The organism is Caproicibacter sp. BJN0012, from assembly GCF_035986805.1.
In the GTDB taxonomy this organism is placed as follows: Bacteria; Bacillota; Clostridia; order Oscillospirales; family Acutalibacteraceae; genus Caproicibacter.
On the sequence record NZ_CP142518.1, the window covers coordinates 1937545 to 1956334 of the forward strand.

General features: G+C 55.2%; 17 protein-coding genes. 5 read left to right on the plus strand and 12 right to left on the minus strand.

Translation table 11 applies throughout. The annotated features are described in order from the left end of the window. Positions 1 to 12: 12 nt before the first annotated feature. From dprA to spoIIR, 8 genes are all read right to left on the minus strand, one after another. Positions 13 to 1185, minus strand: coding sequence for a DNA-processing protein DprA (dprA, locus tag VA597_RS09355; protein ID WP_128742507.1), 1173 nt, complete (start codon positions 1183 to 1185; stop codon positions 13 to 15). After that, the gene (locus VA597_RS09360; RefSeq protein WP_128742508.1) at positions 1182 to 1997 is read right to left on the minus strand and encodes a TrmH family RNA methyltransferase; all 816 of its coding nucleotides are present in this window, start codon (positions 1995 to 1997) and stop codon (positions 1182 to 1184) included. The genes dprA and VA597_RS09360 overlap by 4 nt, the downstream gene beginning before the upstream one ends. A gap of 63 nt (positions 1998 to 2060) precedes the next feature. Continuing rightward, entirely contained in the window at positions 2061 to 2414 is a 354-nt protein-coding gene (gene rplT, locus VA597_RS09365; RefSeq protein ID WP_128742509.1) for a 50S ribosomal protein L20, read from the minus strand. A 48-nt stretch (positions 2415 to 2462) separates the two neighbouring features. Continuing rightward, the gene (gene rpmI / locus VA597_RS09370; protein WP_128742510.1) at positions 2463 to 2660 is read right to left on the minus strand and encodes a 50S ribosomal protein L35; all 198 of its coding nucleotides are present in this window, start codon (positions 2658 to 2660) and stop codon (positions 2463 to 2465) included. A 23-nt stretch (positions 2661 to 2683) separates the two neighbouring features. Continuing rightward, positions 2684 to 3223, minus strand: coding sequence for a translation initiation factor IF-3 (gene infC / locus VA597_RS09375; protein ID WP_243112473.1), 540 nt, complete (start codon positions 3221 to 3223; stop codon positions 2684 to 2686). A gap of 187 nt (positions 3224 to 3410) precedes the next feature. After that, entirely contained in the window at positions 3411 to 6959 is a 3549-nt protein-coding gene (addA, locus tag VA597_RS09380) for a helicase-exonuclease AddAB subunit AddA (protein ID WP_128742512.1), read from the minus strand. Next, complete coding sequence (locus VA597_RS09385; protein WP_164919011.1) at positions 6956 to 10297, minus strand: PD-(D/E)XK nuclease family protein; 3342 nt, start codon at positions 10295 to 10297, stop codon at positions 6956 to 6958. Before VA597_RS09385 ends, addA begins: the two co-directional genes overlap by 4 nt. A 73-nt stretch (positions 10298 to 10370) precedes the next feature. Then, the gene (gene spoIIR, locus VA597_RS09390) at positions 10371 to 10973 is read right to left on the minus strand and encodes a stage II sporulation protein R (protein ID WP_128742514.1); all 603 of its coding nucleotides are present in this window, start codon (positions 10971 to 10973) and stop codon (positions 10371 to 10373) included. Between the two features lie 115 nt (positions 10974 to 11088). Here spoIIR and VA597_RS09395 point away from each other — a divergent pair, with 115 nt between their 5' ends. Then, positions 11089 to 11715 (plus strand): VanZ family protein, encoded by a 627-nt coding sequence (locus tag VA597_RS09395; protein ID WP_164919012.1) that lies wholly within the window; start codon positions 11089 to 11091, stop codon positions 11713 to 11715. Positions 11716 to 11719: 4 nt separating this feature from the next. Here the strand turns inward: VA597_RS09395 and ispE are convergent, their stop codons facing one another. From ispE to VA597_RS09415, 4 genes are read right to left on the minus strand one after another with little or no spacing between them, the layout of a single operon-like run. After that, positions 11720 to 12580 carry a 4-(cytidine 5'-diphospho)-2-C-methyl-D-erythritol kinase gene (gene ispE / locus VA597_RS09400; protein ID WP_164919013.1) on the minus strand — a complete coding sequence of 287 codons (861 nt, stop codon included), beginning with the start codon at positions 12578 to 12580 and terminating at the stop codon, positions 11720 to 11722. Next, complete coding sequence (locus VA597_RS09405; RefSeq protein WP_128742517.1) at positions 12573 to 13781, minus strand: aminotransferase class I/II-fold pyridoxal phosphate-dependent enzyme; 1209 nt, start codon at positions 13779 to 13781, stop codon at positions 12573 to 12575. Before VA597_RS09405 ends, ispE begins: the two co-directional genes overlap by 8 nt. Further along, positions 13753 to 14238: an Lrp/AsnC family transcriptional regulator gene (locus tag VA597_RS09410; protein WP_128742518.1), complete on the minus strand. Its 486-nt coding sequence runs from the start codon at positions 14236 to 14238 to the stop codon at positions 13753 to 13755. Before VA597_RS09410 ends, VA597_RS09405 begins: the two co-directional genes overlap by 29 nt. Positions 14239 to 14264: 26 nt before the next feature. Next, entirely contained in the window at positions 14265 to 15077 is an 813-nt protein-coding gene (locus tag VA597_RS09415; RefSeq protein ID WP_128742519.1) for a histidinol-phosphatase HisJ family protein, read from the minus strand. A 263-nt stretch (positions 15078 to 15340) separates the two neighbouring features. On the opposite strand from VA597_RS09415, the gene VA597_RS09420 reads away from it, so the two are divergent. The 4 genes from VA597_RS09420 to VA597_RS09435 all read left to right on the plus strand — a co-directional run bounded on the left by VA597_RS09420 (position 15341) and on the right by VA597_RS09435 (position 18785). Then, complete coding sequence (locus VA597_RS09420) at positions 15341 to 15610, plus strand: ACT domain-containing protein (protein ID WP_128742520.1); 270 nt, start codon at positions 15341 to 15343, stop codon at positions 15608 to 15610. Between the two features lie 33 nt (positions 15611 to 15643). Then, on the plus strand, positions 15644 to 17002 hold the full coding sequence (locus VA597_RS09425; RefSeq protein ID WP_128742521.1) for a PFL family protein: 1359 nt from the start codon (positions 15644 to 15646) through the stop codon (positions 17000 to 17002). A 415-nt stretch (positions 17003 to 17417) separates the two neighbouring features. Beyond that, on the plus strand, positions 17418 to 17729 hold the full coding sequence (locus VA597_RS09430; RefSeq protein WP_128742522.1) for a hypothetical protein: 312 nt from the start codon (positions 17418 to 17420) through the stop codon (positions 17727 to 17729). Between the two features lie 9 nt (positions 17730 to 17738). Then, on the plus strand, positions 17739 to 18785 hold the full coding sequence (locus tag VA597_RS09435; protein WP_128742523.1) for a V-type ATPase subunit: 1047 nt from the start codon (positions 17739 to 17741) through the stop codon (positions 18783 to 18785). Positions 18786 to 18790 lie beyond the last annotated feature (5 nt).

Sequence of the window (18790 nt, forward strand, 5' to 3'; positions counted from 1 at the left end):
GCAAGAAGAGCGTCAGCGCCGCAGACTGTAGCGGCGGCCCGAATGGGATTCGACCGCGCCTTCCAGTTCCAATTCAGTCACGGCGGAAAGCAGCCTCGCAGCCGGAAGCCGGGTGACTTCGGCCAGTTCGGCAATCGGGCACGGCCTGTCGGTCAAACCGGACAATAGTATTTGCGCATCCGGCGAAAATTTATCCTCACAGGGCACAGCCCGCTTTTTATTTTCCAAAGAAGAATCGCTTTTCACGCTATTCTCTTCTATAATAACATTTGTTTTTGTATCGTCAAGGAAAAATTTACTTTTTCTCCATTCAGGGTATTCCTCAAGGATCTCTTTTGCTCCGCTGACCGGCTTTGCTCCGGACTTGATCAGATTGTTTGCGCCGGCCGAGACGGGACTGAAAATACCGCACGGGACCGCAAAAACATCGCGCCCCTGTTCCAGCGCGTAATCCGCCGTGATCAGGGAACCGCTCTTCGCGGCGGCCTCCACCACAAGGGTCCCGAACGACAATCCGGAAATGATCCGGTTCCGGATCGGAAAATTGGAGCCGGACGCCTGTGTCTGGGGAGGAAATTCAGAAATCAGCGCCCCTTTTTCCGCTATGACGCCGCGCAGGGATGCGTTTGCCATCAGATAGTCCGTGTCGATTCCGCAACCTAGGACGCAGACGGTTTTCCCTTCCGCCTGGAGAGCGCCCTGATGGGCCGCGGTGTCGATTCCAAGCGCGCCGCCGCTGACAACGACCACTCCGTTCTGAGCCAGTTCATACGCAAAGCTGCGCGCGGCGGCCTTGCCGGTCTGCGTCGCTTTTCTGGTCCCGACAATCGATATGGCGGGCTCGCTTGAAAAATCGGGAAGGATTCCCTTGTAATAAAGTGCGCACGGCGGATTGTGGATCTGACGCAATGGGCCGGGGTAATCGTCGCAATCGGGAGCCGTCACCTTTTGACCGATCTTTTCGCAGTAAGCCAAAAGAGCCTGTGCATCGGAAATGGAATAGGTTTCCATACCGCGGAGCTCTTTCGCGGTAAAATATCCCTCCAGCAGCCAGGCTTCCCGGCCAGCCGCATAAAAATCCTCCAGATTTCTCCATCCTTCAAGGATGCGGTTTTGCTTGGAGCTTCCGGCTCCGAGCGCATGCTGCAGCCAGAGCCAGAAAGCCTTTGGGTCATAATCGCTCATGTCGCGGCGCCCCCCGCCCTGTTTCTCATCATTTCCCAGATCAGAATCGCCGCCGCCGCGGATGCGTTCAGCGATTCCGCTCTTCCCGTCATCGGGATGGTGATCTCTCTGGAACAAGCTTCCCTTGTTTCCCGCGTCAGCCCGTTTCCTTCGTTTCCGACCGCCAGCACGCACGGCGCTGAAAGATCCGTTTCCGTCGCCGGCAAAGCGTCGCGGTCGGGGACAGCCGCGGCTGTGGTGAACCCGCGCCGGTTCAGATCCGGAAACAGCTCCGGCAGACTCTCTTCCCTATAAATCGGCAGGCGGAACACCGCCCCCATGGACGCGCGGAGGACCTTGGGGGAATAAAGATCGCAGCAGTCGCCTCCCAGCAGGACCCCTCCGACTCCCAACGCTTCCGCCGTGCGTAAAATCGTTCCCATGTTGGCGGGGTCCTGAAGGTTTTCCAGGGCAAGATAGGAGCCGGACGCCGGCAGCTCGGAGCCTTTCAGGATTTTGCGCGGCATCTCGCAGATGCAGAAAATCCCCTGGGGCGTCTTGGTGCGTGACAGGGCCTGCGCCGCCTGTGGGCCGACCAGATAGGATTCCCGCGCGTTTTTGAAAAGCGGAGCGAGGTATTTTCCGTATTTTCCCCCTGCGGATTCCGTATACAGCAGCATTCGGATCGTTACGCCGCTGAACGCCGCGTCCGCGCAAAGCCGCGCCCCCTCCAGGAAATACAGTCCGCGCTCCCTGCGGCACTCCGCGGAGCCGGACAGCCGGACGGCATTTTGAATAATTTCATTTCTGCGGCTTAAAATGATCTCGGGCATACGGTCAAAACCCCCAACGGATAAAATGAGCGCCCGGAACCAGCCGGGCGCAGCTTTCGGTATTTATACCGCGGATTTTGCTTTTTCGATCAGGCTTTTAAAAGCGGCTTCATCGGCAACGGCAATCTCCGCAAGCATTTTACGGTTCAGCGTGATTCCGGCCTTTTTCAGTCCGTTCATGAACATGGAATAACTCACGCCGTTCGCGCGGCAGGCGGCCGAAATCCGGGTGATCCACAGGCGGCGGAAATCTCTTTTTCTGGCCTTGCGTCCGACAAACGCGTAGTTGCCTGATTTCATGACGGCCTGTTTGGCCATTTTAAAGTGACGGCTCTTGGCGCCAAAATAACCTTTTGCAAGTTTTAATGTCTTTTTTCTTCTTTTGCGCGTCATCAACGCGCCTTTCACACGTGCCATTCTATAATACCTCCAATAAATGGTAGATTTCCGTTTTACGAGCAGTATTTACTTATAAGGAATCAGCTTTTTAATCGTTGCCACGTTCGTCTTGTCGGCCAGGGTCGTTTTGCGCAGGCCGCGCTTGCGTTTGGTGGTCTTTTTATTCAAGATATGAGATTTATAGGCATGGGCACGGATCACCTTGCCGTTTTTTGAAAGTTTAAAGCGCTTTTTCGCACCGGTATGTGTTTTGATTTTAGGCATAACTGCCCCTCCTTATCGAAACTTTACTTAACGGGTTTGGATGCAAGGAACATCAACATGTTGCGTCCCTCCAGCTTAGGCGGTTTTTCAACATTGGCAATTTCGCTCAGGGCCTCCGCAAAGCGTTTCATGGTTTCATAGCCCTGCTCCGGGTGACCCATCTCGCGTCCGCGAAACCGGATGGAAGCCTTGACCTTGTCACCGCTTTTCAAAAACTTTTCCGCATGGCCGAGCTTCGTATTGAAATCGTGCACATCAATATTCAGCGAAAGGCGGATTTCCTTGATCTCAACGGTATGCTGATTCTTTCTGGCTTCCTTGTCGCGTTTGGCCTGTTCAAACCTGAACTTGCCGTAATCGATGATTTTGCAGACCGGCGGAGTCGCCTGGGGAGCGATTTTCACCAGATCCAGATTCATTTCCATGGCTTTCTGCAAAGCCTGGGCGGACGACATCAGGCCGAGCTGGCTGCCATCCGAGCCGATTAACCGCACCTGCCTGTCGCGGATCTGTTCGTTAATCTGAAGTTCCTTGTTGCTAATAGCTAAGCACCTCCATAACACGTCAATCTCAGAATAAAAAACGCGGGCCAACCATCCGCCCGCGCATCAATACCCACTTAGCCCCCAGAGGGGCATCCGAATGTATTGACCCGTGACGGACAAAACCCCACAGGTGGAAATACTGTTTTTTAAACCGTACTCCGCTTTGTTTTACAGTGAATTATTATAACCAGATTTTACGTTTTTGTCAAGAATTATTTCCCGTAATTTCAGCGCCCAGCGCAAAGGAATAGAGCAGACACTGCTTCACTTCCTTTTCCGTGCAAATTTCCAGAGCGCGGCGATACCATTCCAGCTGCTCCCTGTAGCGCATCCAGAGTTCCGACGGGTCCCGCGTCCGGTCTGTTTTGTAATCGACGATGACAAGGCCGTCCGGTTCCTCGAAAACGCAGTCCACCGCTCCCTGCAGGATCACGGCTTCCTCCGCCGGTCCGCCCGTCAGCCCCGGACGTATTTCGCCCGCCGGGATCTCAACGGAAAATCGGAACTCCCGTTCCATCCGGCTGGAAGCGAGAATCCGTTTTGCCAGCCCGCTCCGGAAAAACGCGCCGACAGCTCCGAGGTCGACCGCCTGCGCCTGCCAGGAAGTCAGGAAACCCTCTTCCACCAGCCGGGAAAGTTCCCGTTCGGGGTCTGCGGACGCTCCGCGGTAATCCGCGAACTGAAGATAGGCGTGCAGCGCCGTGCCGCGCTCCGCCGGAGTCAGCCCTCCCTCCCCGAGAAACGCGGGGCGGGAAGACGCGGCATACCGGGCGGAAAACTTCCCGGCAGCCAGTTCGGAGGCGGCGACCTTCGCACACATCCCGCTGATTCCGGAATAAGAATAGGCGAAGTTCAAATCGGACTCCAGCCTTGCAAGAAGCACCGCGTCCGGTTCCGCCGGGCGCCGTATCTCCAATTCCGTTTCCTCCGCCGGTCCGCCCTCCTTGGGCCGGGTAACGAAAAAGGACCAGTGTCCCTCGTCCGGAACCGCAATTGTCCCGGAAACGCCCGCCATATCCCGAAGAATTCCGGCCTCCGGATGCCTCAGGGCGCAAAGAAGCAGCCAGTCGGAAATGCTGGAAGCTCCGCGCACAACATAGGGTGGAATCCGTTCCCCGCCCGTCAGCCGGGAAGCAAGAGATCGAAGCGTCTTCCGGGCGTCGTCAAGCGTCGTCACCAGAATCAGCTTCTCCTTTGCACGCGTCATCGCAACATAGAGGACGCGCAGCTCCTCGCTCATCTCGTCCCGCTCCTGTTCCAGCGCGACGGCCTCCCGCACCATGGTGGAACGTCGCGCGCCGGTGGCGGGGTCCCTGAGCCGGATGCCCGGGCCGAGCTCCGGGTGCAGCAGCACGTCCGAGCGTTCCTTGTGAAAACCGCGCGAACATCCCGCCAAAATGCAGATTGGGAATTCGAGGCCCTTGGAATGATGCACACTCATCACCCGCACCACGTTGGCCGATTCGCTGATGGTGGACGCCGCGGACAGATCGGCGCGTCTCCTCTGCATCCGCTCGAGAAAGCGAAGAAAACCGGACAGTCCGTTGTAGCCCGAGGACTCGTATTTGCGGGCGTAGGAGAGCAGAAGCCGCAGATTTGCCAGGCGCAGTTCCCCGTTCGGCATGGCCTGAACCAGATTGGAAAGGCCGGTTCTGGCGTAAGCGGACCGAATCAGCCGGTCGGACGGCATGGTGGCCGCCAGCGTCCGGAACCGTTTGATCTCGCCGAGGAACCCGGCGGCCTTCCCGTCCCCGTCCCGGGCTGCCGCCGCGACGGCGGGATACAGCCGGCCCGCGCGGGTATGCAGCCTGATTTCCGACACCTCGTCCGGGGTAAATCCGTAAATCGGACTCATCATCACGGCAAGAAGAGGAATATCCTGCATCGGGTTGTCGATCGCCTGAAGCAGCGACAAAGCGGTGCGGATTTCACCCGCGGCGAAAAAGCCCCCTGCCGTGTCGGCCCAGGCCGGAATTCCGAGCGCAGAAAGCTCTTTTGCGTATTCTGGCGCGTACTGGTTGGCGCTCCGCAGCAAAATACAGAAATCGCGGTAGACCGCCGGCCTTTGCCTGCCGTGATCCGTCACCGAATCCGAACCGGACGTCATGGAATAAATGAGGTCCGCGATGCGCAGGCATTCCGTCCGGATCAGATCGGAATCCTTCTTGAATTCCGTTCCGGAAAGGTCGATGATTTCCAAATCAACCGAGGGCTCCGCCTCCGGGGGATAATCCGCGCCGGGGACCAGCTCCTCCGATTTCGTGTAATCCAGCTCGCCCGCCTTTTTGCTCATCAGCTGCCGGAAGACGAAGTTCACCGCCCCGGTCACGCCGCTCCGGCTGCGGAAGTTGCGGTCCAGCACCACGCAGGACGGAAACGCGGGATGAACGGGATCGTAATCCGGCAGGACGGCGCGGCGGCGAAGAAAAATCTGCGGCATGGCCTGGCGGAACCGGTAGATGCTCTGTTTGACGTCCCCGACGAGGAACAGATTGGTTTCGCCGCGGGAAATGGCGCGGAAAATCATGTCCTGAGCCTCGTTGGTATCCTGATATTCGTCCACCATGATCTCTTCATACCGTTCGGAAAGTTCCAGCGCGTCCGGGGTCCGCTCAAACCCGTTCCCCGCGTCGCGGACCAGCAGCTTCAGCGCCCAGTGCTCCAGATCGCTGAAATCCGCGGCGCGGCGCTCCGTCTTCCTCTGGGCCAGGAGTGCGCCGAAGCGCTCGGTCACCCGGAACAGCATCCGGACGCACGGGGCGAGCCGTGACATCTCTTCCGCCCATTCCTCCCGGGAACAGGAAAAAAAGGAGGAAAGGCGGCCAGCCATGGCTTTGATCTCTTTTCTGGCATCCGCGACAGAGTTCTTCAGCGGGTCTTCCGAACGCCCCCGGACCGGCCGGAATTTTGGAAATGAAAAGTCCGCACAGCGGCGCGCGCAGAGTTCCCAGTCTCCGGATGCGACCGCCTCCCCAAGTGACGTCAGATCGGCAAGGTCAGACCGAAAGGCGTCGGAATAAGCGGTGAGAAGCTCTTCGTCTCCGCTGATTCGCGCAAGGGAACTTTGAGTGACCGAAACGCCGTACTCCACCGCCTCCTCCGCGAAAGAAAGGATCGTCCGGCCCCAGACGGTCTGTTCCGCGGGGACGGCGCTGTCATACAGAGCCGACTTTTGGGAAAGCCATCGTCCGGGGAACGGATGGGAACGGACAAAATCGTACAGGCGGTTCACGGTTTCGGCAATGCGGCCGTCGTCCCGGCCCGAAGAAAATTCTTCGACAAAGTTAAAAAAGGAGGGATCCGCTTCCGCGTAAAACTCGTCCAGAGTATCGGAAACCGTCTGAGAGCGCAGGACGGCCATTTCCCCGTTGTCCAGGATGCGGAAATCCGGAGCGATTCCGAGCTTGAAGAAATTTTCGCGCACCAAGTCGCTGCAAAAGGAATCGATCGTCCCGATCTTCGCCCTGGAAAGCAGAATCTGCTGACGCTGCAGCCGGACGTTGCCCGGGTCGTTTTCCAGCATGGACGCGATCTCAGCCGCGATGCGCCCGTTCATTTCCGCCGCCGCGGCTTTCGTGAACGTGACGACCAGCATCCGGTCCGCGTCGACCGGGCTGACCGGGTCGGTGATACGCTCGATGACGCGCTGCACCAGAACCGCCGTTTTGCCGGAGCCGGCCGCGGCCGAAACGAGGAGGGCCCCGCCGCGGGCATGGATCGCATTCTTCTGGCTCTGAGTCCAGTTCCTGCTCATTCCGTCTCCCCTCCTTTCGAAAATTCCCCGATCACGGCGTCACGGTCCCATTTCTGCATTTCACGCTCCAGGTCGTCGCGCTCGTGGCCGCAAACTGCTCCATAGGGACACCATGCGCACGCGTCGTAATCTCCGGACAACGGCACGGCGGCGATTTTTCCCCGCTTCAATTCTTCCGCCATATCCGCAACGAGCCTACGAATATAATGGAAGGCCTGTTCCAGTTCCCGTTCCGTAATCAGATGCCCCTCGCCCGAAGGAACGCCTCCTTTCAGCGTGACCGGGAGATAAGTCCCTTTTCCATCCGGCTCCATCGCGGCGACTACCTCCGCATCGTTTAAGATCAGACCGTCCATGCGAAGTTTCCTTCCGAAATCCTTTTCCAGCTTCTTTCCGTCATCCTCCCGCTTTGCAGCAGCAGACGGGCGGTTGGCAGGCATGTACAGCACCCCGGCCGGAAGCACCTCGCCGTAGCGTCTCTTCCCGTTTTCACAAAGTGCCGCCAGATAAATCAGCATCTGCAGATTCATGCCGTAAATCACGTCGGAGAGGCGGAATTCTTTCTGTCCCGTTTTATAGTCCACCACGCGAAGATACCGGACCCCGTTTCGGGCCATCACGTCCACCCGGTCGATTTTTCCGTCGATCTCCACCTTGCCGCCGTCCGGCAGCGGAATGGTCAGCGGAGGAATCTCGCCGCCGATGGACAGTTCAAAATCCACCGGTTCAAATCCGCTCTGCGCAAGCTCTTCGGCGATGCGCCTGGCAACGATCTGTGCGGAGTCCGCCAGCCGGGAAATCAGGTAGGCAAAGCGCGGCGTCCGGTTTTTCAGCCCGCCGAATCTCGCCTCCACATAATCTTCGAGAAATTTCAGAATGACGCCGCGGAGCTCACGGTCCGTGACGCCGTTAATTTGAGCGCTTCCGATCTCCTGAAACAGCCGCTGCAGCAGATAATGCATCAGGCTGCCGTACTCGAGCGCGTTGAGTTCGGCGGTTTTGCGTTCCCGGGCGCCGAGCCCGTAGCGGCAGAAATACTGGAACCGGCAGAGATGATAGATCTCAATCTGGGTGGCGGAAACCTGCATTTCCCTGCTGAAAAGGCTTGTCGCTTTACGCGGATCGTGAAACGCAAAGGGCCGCTTTTCCGCCGCTCCGGCAAGAGAAGCGAGTTCTCTGTCCTTTCCCCGGCGGCGCAGAAGCTCTTTCAGCGTTTCGGAAAAGGGGTCGCCGCCGTGCCATTTCTGAGCGGACAGTTCCATGACCGGTTTTAGCGCCGTGGCAAAATAGGTCTGTTCCAGCAGAAGTTCATTCCATATCTGCACTCCCGGAAGAACGGCGCGGGTTTCCGTAAGGATGGAAGAGGGGGAATTTGCTTTTCCATCCTCATCGGAGACCGGATAGCACAGAAAAAGCCGTTGGGAAGCCGTACACATGGCGGAATAGGCCAGAAAACGTTCCTGTACCGCCGCTCCCTCCCCCGTGTCGTTCAGTTCCAGCCCCAGTCCGATCAGCTCATGGCGCTCCCTGTCGCTGATCAGCCCGCCGGAGCCGGAGACCATCGGAAACTGGCCCTGCGCGCATCCCACAAGGAATACCACCTTGGGATCCGCGGGCCGGGAGCGGTCCGCCGCGCCGACGGTTACCTCGTCCAGCCCCTGCGGGATGCTCGCGATCCGGCTGGAGAGCACCACCATCCGAAGCAGCTCGGCGTATCGCATCCCTGTCACTTTGTTTTTTCCGAGAACAAGGGCAGTCTGGTCCAGAATCCCCATCAGCAGATCCCAGACGCGCAGTTCCCGTTCCGCCAGCGCAGGATTTCCGTCGTCGGAAAGCTGTTTGGCGAACTGTTTCAGATGTTCCGCCGCGTGCAGTTCTTCCAGCAATCGATACACGGCCCCCGCCATTTCTTCCCCGTCCGCGTCCGCCGTTCTGCCCGCGAATCGCTCCAAAGGGGCAACTACCGCGATCCTGAGTTCATTGAGCTCTTTCAGCTGCGCAGCGCCGCCGGGTTTTGTTTCTTCGGCAAAGCCCTCCGGGCTGTCCTTCCATTCCTCCCGCCATTTTTTTCCCGACAGATTCCATAGGAACGTATAATTTTCCAGCAGGGAGATTTGCTCCGGCGTCAGCCCGCACAGTCCCGTTTTCAGATAAAGGAACACATCGTCGGAGCGGAAGCCGTTCTGGGTGATGCGGAACGCCGAAAGGACCAAGCGCATCAGCGGTTCCGCGTCGATTTCCTCCGGCCTGTCCATAAAATACGGTATTTCCCAGTTTTCCAGCGCCGCGTCGAGAATCCCACGGTAGGATTCCTGACTGCGGGCAACCACCGCAAAGTCCCGGTAGCGGTATCCCCCGTCGATCATCAGACGGCGAATCGTCGCGGCCACAAACGCCGACTCGTCATAGCTGTTTTTCGCCTCGTAAATGGAAATCGCTTTACAGGCTCCGGAAAATGGCTTTCTATGAGAGGGCCGATAAATTCCCTCCTCCAGAGCTTTCAGATCCTCGCTCTGAAAGCGGGTTCCGCTTTCCAATATAATCGGAGCCGCAACCGGGACCCCATTTTGTTTTGCAAGACGAATCAGGATTTTTGCCGTCCTGCGAACCAGGGAAAACAGCCCCGCGCCGCACTCCGGGTCATCGAGCCGGTCCGCGCACAGCGCGGCGCGGACTTCCTTTGCCTGTCTGAGAATCAGGGAAAGCACGTCATATTCCTGAACGGTAAAGCTCTGAAAAGAATCCACCATCACGGTATAGCCCGAAAAGAAGTCGTTCTGTTCCAGCTTTTCCTTTAACCGTGTCAGGTCGTCGAGCGGATCTATGTAGCTCTGTGCCACCAGCGCATCGTAAGCCGAAAGGATCAGCGACAGCTCGGAAACTTTTCTTCGCAGCGTCCCGTCCGGCATTTTTTCCGCCGCTTTGAAAAGATCCTCCGGCGCGACGGCACACATCTTGAATTCCGCGCAAGTATCGAGAAGGAGGCCGATCAGCTCCGTGCTTTCCGCGTTCCGGCGGTAAATGTCGAGGCGGTCCTTCACCTGCTCGAGCGCCAGACTCATGAAAATGCTGCGGCCTCCGTCGTCCAGCCGCCTTCCGGCAAAGCCGCCGTAATGCCGCAGCACCTCTTCCGCCAGCCGGGAAAAGCTCACGACGCTCACGCGGCGGGCCAGCACCGGCCCAAGCAGCCGGAGCATGGCGCGCTCGTTCTCGAACGACGCCTGCTCCGGGACGATCAGCATCAGCTTGTCGTCGCCGGAGCCGGCCAAATCTTTGAGCGCGTTCCGCACGGCCATCGTCTTGCCGCTTCCGGCGCGGCCCAAAAGTAAACGCAGCATTTTATGCCCCACATCCTTTGAAAGAAAGTATAGCATAAAATGCCGCATGAAAAAAGTCTGCCGAATCTGCGCCTTACCGCTGGCCCAGCCACTGTTTCAGCTGTTCGTAATATTCGACCGTCTTGAATTTTACCTGATAGCCTCCTCCGTCCCGGACGATTTTCAATTCGTTCGGGTTCAAAACATCCTCAAGCTGTTTTTTATCCTGAGCGGCCGGAAGACAGAGCTGCGGAAAAATGACGCACCACCAGTTGTGCCCTTCTCCGGAACCGATGGTCACTTCCAGGGCGTCGTATTCTCCGGCGGGCAAAGTCACGTCGCCATATGTCCGGGTGGTAAAGTATGTTTTGGCAAGCCGGACCGTCACCGGATACCCATAGCCCTGCCGTTTCACTTCATCCTGCGCGGCCTCCTGCAGCTGATCCAGCCTTTGGCGGACCGCTTTTTCCGCCTCTTCCCTGTCCTTCACATTGTCCAGCATCCCACGGCTTTCCTCAAGGATTCTGTCTCGGACTTTCAGCTTCAGGCTCTGATCCTGCTGGGAATCGGAGTTGGCAAGGACGTGCAGCCGGAGCACCTGCGACGGGATTTCCTCACAGCCCGCTGTAAACCCGGTAAAGTTCAGCAAAACGGCAAAAACAAAAGCCAAGCACAATGCTTTTCCAAATGTTTTCATAAAACAGCTCCTTTTTGATTTTCATCAGGAGCTTTGACCAAAATTTTCCATTTTATTCTTTTTTCCATAACTTTTATTCGCTATAATGAGGATAAAAAAAGTAAGGAGTGTTATTATGCAGGAATCGTTTCTCAATCTGCTGGTCCGGCTCAAGGACCTCCTTTTTCAAGGATCGCTGAACCTGACCGGTGCTTTGCTGTGGGGGATGATCCTTTATTTGATCTGCCTGCCCCTGTTCTTCCGAAAAAAGGAGTTTCCCCAGAATCTCTGCATTGCCGTATTGTTTTTGTACACCGCCGCGCTTTTGCAGTCCTGCCAGTGCCTGACCGTCCCGAAATCCTGGAATCCGGACGGGCCTTCCATCGCCGCGGCCTTCGGCGCCATGGAGTGGAATCCCTTTCTTTTCTCCTCATTCGGCGTCAGCGGTTTGTGGACATCCCTTCTTTCTGATTTCCTGGTTTTGATGCCAATCGGCTTTTTGGTTCCGATGGCCAGCTTTCGGGTCCGGTTTTGGAAAATGATCCTGATCGCCCTGCTGTGCGGCACCGGTCTGGAGGCTGTCCAGCTGCTTGCGAACATTCTGACACAAAGCGCTTCCCGCAGCGTCAGTACGGGAGAAGCCATTTTAAGCGCCGCGGGTTGTCTGACCGGCTATTTAATTTTCTCCGGATTGAAAAAGCTTCCCGTTATCCGGCACAGAGCGCGGGCCCGTCATTACACACATCCCGGACAAGCCGTGTAAAAGCCTAACAAGAAGAATAAGGCTCACACAGAAAAACCTCCGGGTAAATTCCAGAAAGGTCCTTGGCACAGGTCTGAGCCTGTCCAATCCGCTCAAACAGCCCGAATACGGCGGAGCCTGTCCCCGTCATGCAGGCGGCCGCCGCCCCGGACTTCAGCATTCGCGTTTTAATTTGCGGAATTTCCGGCAACAAGGCCAGAGGTTCAAACACATTGCCCGCGTATTTCGCGATTTCGGTTAAATCCCCTCCGCGGAGCGCTCCCAGCATCGGCTCCGTAAAGCGGTCGCCAAACGTTCCGTCCCGGTCCAGGGCCCGATACGCTTCCTTCGTCCCGATCCCGGCGGCAGGTTTGCAAAGAAGGATATGACAGGCGGAAAGCGGCGGCAGGCGCGTCAGCCGTTCGCCGATTCCCTCGGCCAGCATTGTCCCGTTTGTCAGACAAAACGGCACGTCGGCGCCTATGTTCAGTCCAACCTCAGACAGTTCCGCTCCGCTCAGGGGAAAAGAAAAGCGTCTGTTTAAAAGCCGAAGGGCCGAGGCCGCATCCGCGCTTCCTCCGCCAAGGCCAGCCTGCCAGGGAATCCGTTTTTCCAGCAGAAGGAAAACACCGGGATTTTGGATCCCGGCCGCCCTGAAAAAAGCCTCCGCCGCGCGGTGCACCGTGTTGTCCCGTCCGCAGGACAGCCTTGGGCGGTCGCTGGCGACACGGATCTCACCCTCCGGCCCGCTCAGAAGAGTGAGCCGGTCACATAGCGTGATGCTTTGGAAGACGGAGCGGATTGTGTGATAGCCGTCCGGGCGCTTCCCCGTGACGTCCAGCGTCAGATTGATCTTCGCATAGGCGTTCTCGACGAGATCAGGCATTGGAGCCTCCAGACAGCGTCCGGATAAAGTGTTCGATCCTTGAAAGCGCCTCCGTAATATGCCGGATGGAGTAGGAATAGGAAACACGGACATATCCTTCGCCGCAGTCCCCGAATGCGCTGCCGGGCACCACGGCCACTTTTTCAGCGTAAAGCAGCTTTTCGCAGAATTCTTCCGAGTTCATCCCCGTGCTTTTGATGCATGGAAAAACATAAAACGCCCCCTCCGGCTCGAAACAGGTCAGGCCCATCGCGTTAAAGCCGTCGACAATCAGCCGTCTGCGCAGATCGTACTGATCCCGCATGGAATTGATATCCCCGTCTCCGTTTTTCAGCGCCTCGATGGCGGCGTACTGCGCCGTCGTCGGGGCGCTCATGATCCCGAACTGATGCAGCTTTGTCATCTGCCCGATAATTTCCTTCGGACCCGCGGCGTAGCCGAGGCGCCATCCGGTCATGGCAAACGCCTTGGAAAAACCGTTGACCAGGATGGTGCGTTCCTTCATCCCGTCGATTTCCGAAAAGGATACATGGCGGTAATCGCCGTAAGTAAGCTCCCCATAGATCTCGTCCGAAAGCACCAGCAGATTATGTTCCAAAACCACCCGGGCCACCGCTTCCAGGTTCTTCCGCCGCATCACGGCCCCGGTCGGATTATTGGGATATGGAAGAATCAGCAGCTTCGTCTTCGGCGTTATTTTCTTTTCCAGTTCTTCCGCCGTCAGCCGGAACAGGTCCTCCTGCCGGGTCACAACCGGAACCGGCACGCCCCTCGCCGCGAGAGTCAGCGGTTTGTAACAGACAAAACTCGGCTCCGGGATCAGGACTTCTTCCCCCGGCTCCACCAGACTGCGGATCGTCAGGTCGATCGCCTCGCTGCCGCCGACCGTAACGACAAGATCCGTTTTCGGGTCGTAGTCCAAATGATAATGGCGCTTTAAAAAAAGGCAGATTTCCTGCCGAAGCTCGAAAAAACCGCGGTTTGGCGAGTACCACGTTTTGCCGTCCTCCAGGGAATGGATTCCCTCCTCCCGCACATGCCACGGGGTTGTAAAGTCCGGTTCGCCGATCGACAGGGAAATCACGTTGTCCATTTCATTCGCGATGTCGAAAAAGCGCCGGATCCCGGAGGGCTTCATTTTCTGTACGTTGCTGTTGAGCATGCGCTGATAGTCAATCACAGAGCACACTCCTTCTTTCATCCTTCTCATCCTCCGTATTGAGGATCACATTGCCGTCCTTGTAACGGGTCAGGATGAAATGCGTCGCGGTGGAAAGCACGGAATCCAGCGTAGAGAGGCGGCGCATGACAAACATTGCGATATCCTGCATGCTTTTCCCGTGGACCTTGACCGCAAGGTCATAACCCCCGGACATCAGGTAGACGCTCTCCACCTCCTCGAACTGCATGATCTTGCCCGCGATTTCATCAAAGCCGCGCTCTCTCTTGGGCGAAACCCGCAGCTCAATCAGGGCGATCGCCTTATTTTTGTCAATCTTTTCCCAGTTGATCAGCGCTTTATATCCCCGGATCACCCCCGCTTTTTCATAGGCCGCAATGGCATCCTCGATTTCATGTTCCGTTTTTCCAAGCATTACGGCAAGCTGCCTGTTCGACAGTCTTGCATTTTCATTTAAAAGAGCCAGAAGACGATCCATTTTCATACACTCCTTAACGTTATGAATTATTCAACCGGCAGAAACTGTGGTTTTCGGCCGGAATAGACTGCATAGTGCTGAAATCCCGCTTTGCGGAGAAGCTCCAGGCCCTGTTCTACGCCCCCTCCGACATCCGCCCAGCGATGGGCGTCGGACCCGATGGTAATCAGGCTGCCGCCCAGTTCCCGATAGCGCCGAATGACAGGATAGTCCGGCATGGAGACTCCCAGCTTCTGGCGGAAACCGGATGTGTTTACCTCAAGGGCGATCTTTTTTCTAACCAGGCTTTTCAGAACCTCTTCGATTTTGTAAAGATACCGGGAAGTTGGAATAGAAAGGCCAGATTTCCCGACGATATAGCGCCAGGGGTAGGTTAAATGGGCGAGGGAATCAAATTTTCCCCATTCGATCATTTCCATGATCTCATCAAAATATCTGCCCAAAATGACGTCCATCTTTTCCGTGGAATAATCCAGTTCAAAAAAATCCTCTTTCTCTTTTATATTGTGCAGAGAAGCAAGAATAAAATCATAGCTGAAACAGTTCAGAACGTCTTCAGCAGCTTCCGGGTCCTGCATCGGCTGGCCCAGTTCGATGCCGGAGAGCACGTGGAGCCTTCCCTGAAACGCCGCGGCGGCTTTTCTCGACTCATAGCATGACTGACGGATGGATTTGTCATATCCGTCCTTGCGATAGGAATTGCATTCACAGTGATCCGTGATAGCAACGGCATAAAATCCCAGCCGTGCGGCGCTTTCGCACATCATCATCGCGGAATCGGCGCCGTCCGGGGAACAGTCCGTATGAATGTGGCAGTCCGAAAGATATTGAATATTCATTGCACTCTCCTATCCGCTGTTTTTATCTTATTTTTTATTTTACATTTAAAGCAAGGTTTTAAAAGTTTCATATTGAAATACTATCACATCTCAGCATAAAATCATAGATGAATCATTCCCATGTTCAAAGCGCAGTTTTTTCCTTTTTTTTGACATAATGTCATTCACGAATCCAAGGCCCCGGCTTGACAGAGACTTGACAAGGAGGCTTTTTCCGCACATAATAAATTTATTGATATTGCGTTTCGCCCGGAGGTGCCAAAATGCGAGCTGTCATCACTGTTATCGGCAAGGACATGGTCGGAATTCTCGCGCGTATTTCTTCTGTCTGCGCGGAAAATGAAGTAAACGTGGTGGAAGTGACCCAGTCGATTCTCCAGGACCTTTTTGCCATGATTATGCTTGTCGATATTTCAAAATGCCGGGTCCCTTTCCCGGAACTCTCGGAACGGCTGACCCGCGCCGGAAAAGACTTGAATCTTTCCGTCCATGTAATGCATGAGGACATTTTCAATTCCATGCACCGCATCTAAACGGATTTCAGAGGAAGGCTGGAGAATTCATACATGATAAATTCCCGCGATATTTTAGAAACCATACGGATGATCGACAATGAAAACCTTGACGTGCGGACTATCACGATGGGAATTTCTCTGCTTGACTGCACTGACCCGGACATCGGCCGCGCATGCGACAAGATCTACGACAAAATCTGCCGCTATGCCAAGGATCTTGTCAGGACCGGCGAGGCAATCAGCGCAGAATACGGCATTCCGATCATCCACAAGCGCATTTCCGTCACGCCGATCGCCATGATCGCAGCGGCCTGTCCCGACAAAAGCCCCGTTCGTTTTGCGAAGGCGTTGGACCGCGCCGCCAAAACGACCGGAGTTAATTTTATCGGCGGATATTCCGCCCTGGTTCACAAGGGGTTCGGCCCCGGCGATTATGCCGTGATCGAAAGCATCCCACAGGCGCTGAGCGAAACGGAACTGGTCTGTTCCTCCGTCAATATCGGCTCCACAAAAGCAGGGATCAACATGGACGCCGTGGAAAAAATGGGCCGCATCGTCCTCGATACCGCCAGGAAAACCGCCGACCGGGAATGCATCGGCGCGGCAAAGCTGGTTGTTTTCTGCAACGCGCCGGAAGACAATCCCTTCATGGCGGGCGCGTTCCACGGTCCCGGAGAGCCCGACTGTGTGATCAATGTCGGCGTTTCCGGCCCCGGCGTCGTTCGCGCGGCGCTGGCAAAGGCGGGGGATTGCAAAATGGACGAGGTCGCCAACATCATCAAGAAAACGGCGTTCAAAGTGACGCGGATGGGCCAGCTGGTGGCGCAGGAAGCCTCCCGTCGGCTCTGCGTTCCGTTCGGGATCATCGATTTGTCCCTGGCGCCGACCCCCGCGGTCGGAGATTCCGTCGCCCATATTCTCGAGGAAATGGGGCTGGAAAGCTGCGGCGCGCATGGTACTACCGCGGCACTGGCGCTTTTGAACGACGCCGTGAAAAAGGGCGGAGTCATGGCTTCTTCCCACGTCGGCGGCCTATCCGGCGCCTTTATTCCCGTCACGGAAGACGCCGGAATGATCGACGCTGCCCGCTGCGGTTCCCTCAGCCTGACGAAACTGGAAGCAATGACCGCGGTCTGCTCGGTAGGGCTTGACATGATCGCCGTCCCCGGTGACATCCCGGCCGAGATTATTTCGGCCATCATCGCGGATGAGGCCGCCATCGGCATGGTCAATTCCAAAACGACCGCCGTCCGGCTGATTCCCGCAATCGGCAAAAAAGCCGGCGATGAACTGAACTTCGGAGGTCTGCTTGGCGGAGGCCCCGTCATGGAGGTCAACCGCTATTCTCCGCTGAAGATGATCCGGCGGGGAGGAAGGATTCCGGCTCCGATCCAAAGTTTAAAAAATTAATCTTTTACAATTTTCTTCTATTTATTTATAAATTTTAGACATGTTTGATAAATCTTCTATCATTCTGATCGACTTTTCTTTTATTCAATTATAACTCAGGATTTCCGGTCTATTATTGCAGATATCCAATTCGGCACAGCGGTAATCATAGACTTTGCTTTAAAATACAAAAAATTAAATCTTTTATAATTTTTTGTGAATTTGTTTTTAAATACTGGACATATATAATAGATTTTTTTTCATTCTGATCGGCTTTTTTCATTTTTTTAATTATAATTTCAATTATAATTTCTCATCTTCAATTATAATTCCGCATTTATGGTATAATAATTATGAATTGGACGAAACAGCGGAATGCAAAGTTGTATTCCGCCAAATCGAAACATGCCGATCGATCTATGGGAGGTATTGCCATATGCAGGATCTGATGAAGCAGATCATTGAAATGGACCGGAAAGCCCGGCAGATCACGGAATCCGCTCAGCGGGAAAAAGTGGATTCCGAAAAGGAAATACAGAAAAGACGCGAGGAAATCCGGCAGAAATACCTTGAGGAAGCGCGAAGAAGAATTGCAGCGAACGAGCCGAAAGAACGCGCTGCCGCCGAGACGACATGGGAAGAGAAAAGGAAACAGAGCGAGGAGGTGGCCAATCATCTGGACCAGCTTTACCTCGAAAACGGAGACCGGTGGGTTGACCAAATTGTCGCAAGGGTTTTAGGGGAGTGATGGAAAAGGATGTTTTCCGAATTTTCTTCAAACGTTGTCCTCTCCAAAGCCCGCGCGATGTATGGAAAAAGGCTGACCGAACAAAATTATAACGACCTGCTCGCCTGCCAGTCGGTCGGTGAAGTTGCGGTCTATCTGAAAGACAATACGGCATACGGAAAAGTTCTTTCCGGGATCGAGGAGTCGGAAATTCACCGTGGCCAGCTTGAGGCAAAACTGAGACAGAAGCTCTTGGAAGACTACGCTTCCCTTTGTCATTACGAAATCACCGTGGGCGAGCATTTTTCGCAGTATTTTATCAAAAGAAACGAGATCGACCAGATTCTGCGCGCCATTCTTTTACTGGACGCGGGCATGCCGGAAGAGTATCTGTTCAACATGCCTTCCTATCTTCTCCGCCATACAAAAATCGACCTGAAATCCCTGAGCAAAATCAAGAATTTTGAAGATCTTCTCCGCGCTTTGGGTCATACCGACTACCGCCGGCTTCTGGAGCCCTTTCAGCCGGATGAAAACGGCTGGATCAATTATACGGGGATCGAAAGCGCGCTTTATTCCTATCTGTATTCGAACATGTTCCGAATCATCCAGAAGTATACGCATGGAGAAGCTGCCGCTCAACTGAATGACATTTTAAAGTCATTTATCGACCTCACCAATTTCACCAGAATTGTCAGGTTGAAAATCTCCTACCACGCAGACCCGGAATTTATCAAAAAGGCATTGTTTCCATACGGCACTTTCAAGGAACACCTGTTGGACAAAATGATCGAGGCGGAAGGCGAAGAAGGAATCACTGCGGTCCTCGAAACCACGGAAATCGGAAAACGCGCCTTAAAATTCGAGCACGGCTACGCCGGGGAAATCCAGCGCCGCATGAACTTCCGCAACTGCCACCACTACATTGATTTTTCTACGCATCCTTCCGTTGTCCTGATTTCCTACATCTTTACAAGTGAAGCGGAAATCAGCGATATCATCACGATTGTTGAGGGAATCCGCTATCGGCTGGCAACGGATGAGATTAAGAAACTGCTCATTATCGTGAATAATTAGTTGAG

Coding starts and splice junctions, on each gene's coding strand:
- spoIIR (WP_128742514.1), bottom strand. CDS start 10,973: ATGAAAACATTTGGAAAAGCATTGTGCTTGGCTTTTGTTTTTGCCGTT.
- VA597_RS09405 (WP_128742517.1), bottom strand. CDS start 13,781: ATGAAAGAAGGAGTGTGCTCTGTGATTGACTATCAGCGCATGCTCAAC.
- VA597_RS09430 (WP_128742522.1), top strand. CDS start 17,418: ATGCAGGATCTGATGAAGCAGATCATTGAAATGGACCGGAAAGCCCGG.
- VA597_RS09415 (WP_128742519.1), bottom strand. CDS start 15,077: ATGAATATTCAATATCTTTCGGACTGCCACATTCATACGGACTGTTCC.
- rplT (WP_128742509.1), bottom strand. CDS start 2,414: ATGGCACGTGTGAAAGGCGCGTTGATGACGCGCAAAAGAAGAAAAAAG.
- addA (WP_128742512.1), bottom strand. CDS start 6,959: ATGAGCAGGAACTGGACTCAGAGCCAGAAGAATGCGATCCATGCCCGC.
- VA597_RS09385 (WP_164919011.1), bottom strand. CDS start 10,297: ATGCTGCGTTTACTTTTGGGCCGCGCCGGAAGCGGCAAGACGATGGCC.
- VA597_RS09360 (WP_128742508.1), bottom strand. CDS start 1,997: ATGCCCGAGATCATTTTAAGCCGCAGAAATGAAATTATTCAAAATGCC.
- ispE (WP_164919013.1), bottom strand. CDS start 12,580: ATGCCTGATCTCGTCGAGAACGCCTATGCGAAGATCAATCTGACGCTG.
- VA597_RS09425 (WP_128742521.1), top strand. CDS start 15,644: ATGATAAATTCCCGCGATATTTTAGAAACCATACGGATGATCGACAAT.
- dprA (WP_128742507.1), bottom strand. CDS start 1,185: ATGAGCGATTATGACCCAAAGGCTTTCTGGCTCTGGCTGCAGCATGCG.
- VA597_RS09395 (WP_164919012.1), top strand. CDS start 11,089: ATGCAGGAATCGTTTCTCAATCTGCTGGTCCGGCTCAAGGACCTCCTT.
- VA597_RS09410 (WP_128742518.1), bottom strand. CDS start 14,238: ATGGATCGTCTTCTGGCTCTTTTAAATGAAAATGCAAGACTGTCGAAC.
- VA597_RS09420 (WP_128742520.1), top strand. CDS start 15,341: ATGCGAGCTGTCATCACTGTTATCGGCAAGGACATGGTCGGAATTCTC.
- rpmI (WP_128742510.1), bottom strand. CDS start 2,660: ATGCCTAAAATCAAAACACATACCGGTGCGAAAAAGCGCTTTAAACTT.
- VA597_RS09435 (WP_128742523.1), top strand. CDS start 17,739: ATGTTTTCCGAATTTTCTTCAAACGTTGTCCTCTCCAAAGCCCGCGCG.